The organism is Stenotrophomonas sp. HMWF003 (genome assembly GCF_003061285.1).
GTDB lineage: Bacteria > Pseudomonadota > Gammaproteobacteria > Xanthomonadales > Xanthomonadaceae > Stenotrophomonas > Stenotrophomonas maltophilia_AP.
On record NZ_QAIW01000101.1, the window covers coordinates 1 to 4,251 of the forward strand.

Here is a 4,251-nt window from a genome sequence, read left to right on the forward strand (position 1 = left end):
GGGCTCTGCCCCGCTGCCCTTGACCCCAAACCGCGCAACGCAACGGCAGCCGGGCGGAGCCCGGCGTCGGCGGCGGCGTTATGCGATCGGAACGGCCTGCGCCCGTGCCCGCAGCACCGCCTGTTCGCGGGCGTTGGCGGTGAGGCCGGCGGCACGCAGGAACGCCGCGCGGGCTTCATCGGCGCGCCCCAGTTGCAGCAGCAGGTCGCCCTGCACCGCCGCCAGCGGGGCATAGCCGTCCAGGCGCGGGTCCTGCGCCAGCTGCTCCACCAACGGCCATGCCGCGGCCGCGCCCTGCGCGCGCGACACCGCGACGGCCCGGTTCAATTCGATCACCGGCGATGGCTGCTGCTCGGCCAGCCGTTGGTACAGCGCCGCCATCGCCGCCCAGTCGGTGTCCTGCACGCGGCGCGCGCGGGCGTGGCAATCGGCAATTGCCGCCTGCAGCACATAGGGATCGTCGCTGCCGCCCAGCGCCATGGCCTGGGCCAGCGCGGCCTGCCCGCGTGCGATCTGCAGCCAGTCCCAGCGCGCGCGGTCCTGTTCGGGCAACAGGATCGGGGTGCCGTGCGCATCCACCCGCGCCGCTGCGCGCGAGGCCTGCAGTTCCATCAGCGCCAACAGCCCGTGCACCTGCGGCCACGCCGGCAGCCGGCTGGCCAGCACCCGCCCCAGCCGCAGTGCTTCGTCGCACAGCGCCGGGCGCATCCAGTCGTCGCCCACGCTGGCCGTGTAGCCCTCGTTGAACACCAGGTAGACCACCTCCAGCACCGACCCCAGCCGTTCGGGCAACGCCGCCTGGCGTGGCACTTCGAAGGCCACCTGCTTGCTGGCCAGGGTGCGCTTGGCGCGCACGATGCGCTGGGCGATGGTCGGTTCGGGCTGCAGGAACGCCCGCGCGATCTCGTCGGTGGTCAGCCCGCCGAGCAGCCGCAAGGTCAGCGCCACCCGCGCGTCGGCCGACAGCACCGGGTGGCAGGCCACGAACATCAGGCGCAACAGGTCATCGCCGATGTCGTCCTGCAGCGCATCGCTGTCGTCGGGCAGCGGCAACGGCTGCGGCTCCAGTTCGCTGCCCCACAGCGCATGCTGGCCAGCCACGCGCTGGTGCTGGCGCAACACGTCGATGGCGCGATTGCGCGCGGTGGTCATCAGCCACGCTCCCGGGTTGTCCGGAACCCCCTGCGTCGGCCAACGCTCCAGCGCGGCCAGCCAGGTGTCCTGGGCCAGTTCTTCGGCACGCCCCACGTCGCCGCGCAGCATCCGCGCCAGGCGTGCGATCAGGGCCGGCGACTCCATGCGCCAGAGGGTGTCCAAGCGGTGCGACAGGGCGTTATCCATGCGCGCGATCAAAGCACTGGCGGCAGGCCGGTACAAGCCCGCCGCCGGGCAGGCTTTGTTCCGGTCAGCCGGGTTCGCCATCCATGTGCGCGATTTCCCACAGGTGGCCATCCAGGTCCTGGAAGCCGCGCTGGTACATGAAGCCGTAATCACGCGCGGGCATCGGCTCGCTGGCACCGGCCTTCAGGGCCTTGTCCACCAGCGCGTCGACCGCCGTGCGGCTGGTCGCCGACAGGCAGGTGATCACCTCGGTCTGCTGGCGCGCGTCGCTGATCGGCTGGGGGGTGAAGCCGCGGAAGAACGACTCCACCAGCAGCATCACGAAGATGCTGTCGCTGATGATCATGCAGGCCGCGTTGGCGTCGGTGAAGGTCGGGTTGAAGGTGTAGCCCAGCGCGGCGAAGAACGTCTTGGACGCCTCCAGGTCGCGCACGGGCAGGTTGACGAAGATCATCTGCGGGGAATCGCTCACGGTGCCATCCTTAGGGGTGTGGAATCAGGGTTGTTTCATGCAGTTGACCATCCACGGCTTGCCGTAGCGGTCGATCAGGAAGCCCCAGCGGTGGGCCCAGAACGTTTCGCCGATCGGCATCTTGACCTCACCGCCGTCGGCCAGCGCCTTGAACACGCGCTCGGCCTCTTCCACCGTGTCCACGTCGATGTTGATGGTGGTGCTGTTTTCCCCGCCGCTGGACGGGCCATCGGCGGCCATCAGGATCGCGCTGCCCACTTCCAGTTGGCTGTGCGCCACGTGGTCCAGCGTTTCCGGCGGCATCTCGCCGCAGCCGTCGGTGTTCTCCATCGGCGGCATGTCGCGGTACCTCATTTCCGAGGTGACCTTGCCGCCCAGCACCTGCGCGTAGAAGGCCATGGCCTCGTGGGTCTTGCCGTTGAAGCCAAGGAACGGAATCAGTTTCATGGGAGTGCTCCAGGGAAGTCGGGTGGGTCAGTCGGCGGCGCCGATCTGTTCGCGCAGACGCTGTTCCTGCGCCTGTAATTCGGGGGTGAAGGCCTCGCCGAAATCCTCGGCGCTCAAGATCGGTCGCAGCTCGACCACGCTGCCGGGGCCGAACGGGGCACGCTTCAGCCACTCGGTGGCTTCGTCCAGCGAGCGCACCTGCCAGAGCCAGAACCCGCAGACCAGTTCGCGGGTCTCGGCGAAGGGGCCATCGATCACCCGCGGCGGCTGCGCCCCGAAGGCCACGCGGCGCGCGCGTGAGGTGGGGTGCAGGCCCTCGCCGGCCAGCATGATCCCGGCCTGTACCAGCTGTTCGTTGTAGGCGCCCATGGCGCGGATTTCCTGCTCGGTCGGCATCTCACCGGCCTCGGTCTCCGGGGTCGCCTTGACCAGTACCATGACTTTCATCGGTGTTTCCCTCAGGGCGGGCCCGGTTGGTGGGCCCTTCAAGGGATACAACGCAGCCGGGCGCCGGAAATCGACACGTCGGCAAAAATAATTTCCGCCGCCGCGCGGAGCCGCCTGAACAGGCGCCGCGTGCCGCGCTGCAACAGCACGGATGCGCCGGCTGCGGCATCATGGCCGCCCCTGCCCCGGAGCCTGCCGGCCATGCAATTCCTGCTGCTGATCTACATCGACGACGGCCTGTTGCAGGCCCTGCCCGGCGAGGAATACGACTGCCTGATGCACGACTGCCTGCAGCACGCCGATGCCCTGCAGGCCGACGGCACCCTGGTGCTGGCGCAGAAACTGGAGCCGGTACACAGCGCCCGTACCCTGCGCACCCGCCAGGGCAAGGAGCGCATCACCGACGGGCCGTTCGCCGAAACCCACGAACTGCTGGCCGGCTTCAACCTGATCAACGCGCGCGACCACGACGATGCACTGCGCATCGCCCGGCAGTTCCCGTGGTCGCGCTTTGGCAGCATCGAGGTGCGGCCGCTGGCCGACATGGACGCCGAGCGCGAACGCGTCGGCGCCTGAGACGCGCTACAACAGCGTGATCTTGAGATCGCGCGCGCCGACGCCCTCGTTGCCGCTGTAGTCGCGCACGCTGGCCCGGATCACGTAGTCGCCGGCGGGCAGCGCGTCGGGCCGCCAACGGCCAGTTTCCACCAGCCCATCGCGCACCGTGTTGGTTACCAGGTAGCGGAAGCGTGTAACCGCACTGCCGTGCACGGTGATGCCGCTGTCCGGTGCATAGGCCACCACGGTGGCACTGTCCTGCGGCGGCATGCGGTTGAACACGATGTTGAAGCGCGGCTGCTCGTACCCGGCCAGCGGCTGGCCCTGTGCATCCAGGATCTGGTAACCCACCTGGTAGGCGCCCAGGCGACGACGCGGCAGGTTGCGGTCCACCTGGTCCCACGCTTCCACCACGATCTGCACGCCGGGGCCCTGCCGTGGCACCACCAGCGGCGCTGTGCCCACGGCCTTGATCGGCAGGTCCTGGTCGTCCAGTACTTCCACCGAGGTGATGCGCGGTGCGAACGCATCGGCGTAGCCGACAAAGCCCAGCGCCACCGCGTTGCGCTCGAATCCGCTGGCGCCCACGCTCAGGTGCACGTGCGCCATGCGGTTGATGCTGCCCAGCGGCTCGCCCACATGGAAGCGCGTGCCCCGGCGCACGCGTACCCGTTCCAGTTTGCCGTCCATGTCCAGCACCTGCTGCCAGCGGGCGTCGAACGGCTGGCCACGCGGGTCGCGCCCCACCTGCATGTGGATGTACTTGAGCCGACCCAGCGCCATGCCTTCGGCCTGCCCGCCCACCGACCAGCTGGCAAAGGCGCTGTCGACCTTGCCATCGGCGATGGCCAGCACGCGCTGGCCGACATCGCCGCGGATATCGAAGCCGCCGTGCAGGTGGTGGCGGCTCTCACCGCTGAAGTTGCCGCGCACCTCACCCAGCGTGCCCACCACTTCATGCCACCCGTCCTGGGGGGACAGCGGCC

5 protein-coding genes and 1 pseudogene are annotated in these 4,251 nt (G+C 69.4%); 1 reads left to right on the top strand and 5 read right to left on the bottom strand.

Annotation, left to right across the window (positions count from 1 at the left end; genetic code table 11):
• Positions 1 to 78 precede the first annotated feature (78 nt).
• The 4 genes from DBR34_RS04085 to DBR34_RS04100 all read right to left on the bottom strand — a co-directional run bounded on the left by DBR34_RS04085 (position 79) and on the right by DBR34_RS04100 (position 2,707).
• Positions 79 to 1,341, bottom strand: a complete 1,263-nt coding sequence (locus tag DBR34_RS04085) for a sigma-70 family RNA polymerase sigma factor (protein WP_128095816.1) — start codon at positions 1,339 to 1,341, stop codon at positions 79 to 81.
• Between the two features lie 64 nt (positions 1,342 to 1,405).
• Positions 1,406 to 1,795, bottom strand: a complete 390-nt coding sequence (locus DBR34_RS04090) for a VOC family protein (protein WP_128095821.1) — start codon at positions 1,793 to 1,795, stop codon at positions 1,406 to 1,408.
• A gap of 42 nt (positions 1,796 to 1,837) precedes the next feature.
• Entirely contained in the window at positions 1,838 to 2,260 is a 423-nt protein-coding gene (locus tag DBR34_RS04095; protein WP_128095817.1) for a VOC family protein, read from the bottom strand.
• Positions 2,261 to 2,287: 27 nt separating this feature from the next.
• A complete protein-coding gene (locus DBR34_RS04100) occupies positions 2,288 to 2,707 on the bottom strand; it encodes a YciI family protein (RefSeq protein ID WP_128095818.1) in 420 nt (139 codons plus the stop codon).
• A gap of 201 nt (positions 2,708 to 2,908) precedes the next feature.
• On the opposite strand from DBR34_RS04100, the gene DBR34_RS04105 reads away from it, so the two are divergent.
• Positions 2,909 to 3,283 carry a YciI family protein gene (locus DBR34_RS04105; protein ID WP_128095819.1) on the top strand — a complete coding sequence of 125 codons (375 nt, stop codon included), beginning with the start codon at positions 2,909 to 2,911 and terminating at the stop codon, positions 3,281 to 3,283.
• Positions 3,284 to 3,289: 6 nt separating this feature from the next.
• Here the strand turns inward: DBR34_RS04105 and DBR34_RS22110 are convergent.
• Positions 3,290 to 4,251: pseudogene (locus DBR34_RS22110) on the bottom strand (M23 family metallopeptidase); the annotation flags it as partial.

Bases quoted from the DNA above. Each gene is read 5' to 3' on its own strand.
- DBR34_RS04085 (WP_128095816.1), bottom strand. From the start codon at position 1,341: ATGGATAACGCCCTGTCGCACCGCTTGGACACCCTCTGGCGCATGGAG.
- DBR34_RS04090 (WP_128095821.1), bottom strand. From the start codon at position 1,795: ATGATCTTCGTCAACCTGCCCGTGCGCGACCTGGAGGCGTCCAAGACG.
- DBR34_RS04095 (WP_128095817.1), bottom strand. From the start codon at position 2,260: ATGAAACTGATTCCGTTCCTTGGCTTCAACGGCAAGACCCACGAGGCC.
- DBR34_RS04100 (WP_128095818.1), bottom strand. From the start codon at position 2,707: ATGAAAGTCATGGTACTGGTCAAGGCGACCCCGGAGACCGAGGCCGGT.
- DBR34_RS04105 (WP_128095819.1), top strand. From the start codon at position 2,909: ATGCAATTCCTGCTGCTGATCTACATCGACGACGGCCTGTTGCAGGCC.